We start from the raw sequence: 1,157 nt of genomic DNA on the forward strand, positions 1-1,157 counted from the left end.
AGCTCTCATGTCGACTGGTCCGCGGGCGCGGTCGAACTGCTGACCGAGCAACGTGCCTGGCCCGAGGTCGACCGCCCCCGCCGTGCCGCGGTGTCCTCGTTCGGGATCTCCGGGACGAACTCCCACGTCATCCTGGAGCAAGCGCCGCCCGAGCAGGACCCTGTCGTGCCCGGTGCGCAGCCCGCACTGGTGCCGTGGGTGGTCTCCGCGCGCAGTGCGGAGGCGCTACGCGCCCAGGCAGCGAACTTGGCTGCCTTTGAAGGTGGTTCGCTGCTGGATATCGGCTATTCGCTGGCGTCCGCGCGAACCGTGTTCGAGCACCGCGCGGTCGTGATCGGTGCGGACCGTGCGGAGCTGGTGGCGGGGCTGAAGGCGGTGAGTGGCAGCCGACCGGTGGCAGATGCTGCGGGGACGGCGTTCTTGTTCACGGGGCAGGGGTGCCAGCGTCCGGGTATGGGCCGGGAGCTGTATGAGACGTTCCCGGCGTTTGCGGAGGCGTTCGACGCGGCGTGCTCGTATCTGGACGGGTACTTGGGCCGGTCGTTGAGGGATGTGGTGTTCGGGGGTGATCCGGTGCTGGATCAGACCCGGTTCACGCAGGCCGCGCTGTTCGCGTTGGAGTCGTCCCTCTTCACGCTGGTCTCTTCGTTCGGGGTGCGCCCGGATGCGCTGATCGGACACTCGATCGGCGAGGTGACCGCCGCATACGCGGCGGGGGTGTTCTCCCTGGAGGACGCGTGTGCCCTGGTCGCGACCCGGGGCCGGCTGATGCAGGCCGCCCGCACGGGCGGAGCCATGCTCGCCATCGCCGCACCGGAGACGGAGGTGGTCCCGGAACTGGTCGAGGGTGTGTCTCTCGCGGCGGTGAACGGCCCCGCAGCTGTGGTCGTCTCTGGCGATGCGGATGCGGTCGAGGTCCTGGAGGAGTTGTTCCGTGGGCGTGGGGTCAAGGTCAAGCGCCTCACCGTCTCGCACGCCTTCCACTCCGCGCACATGGACAGTGCTCTGGCCGAGTTCGAGGAGACGATCGGCTCTCTCACGTTCAACGAACCCCAGATCACGGTCATATCGAACGTGACCGGCCAGGTCGCCGACGAGCTGACCAGCCCGGCCTACTGGGCGCGTCAGATCCGTGCGGCCGTCCGCTTCGACGACGG

General features: G+C 68.8%; 1 protein-coding gene. It reads left to right on the top strand.

The genetic code is table 11. The features are described 5' to 3' along the window. The coding region (locus tag AB0L33_RS35115) for an acyltransferase domain-containing protein (protein WP_365687827.1) at positions 1 to 1,157 on the top strand (1,157 nt) is incomplete at both ends.

It is taken from the genome of Streptomyces sp. NPDC052299, from assembly GCF_040679335.1.
Classification (GTDB): domain Bacteria; phylum Actinomycetota; class Actinomycetes; order Streptomycetales; family Streptomycetaceae; genus Streptomyces.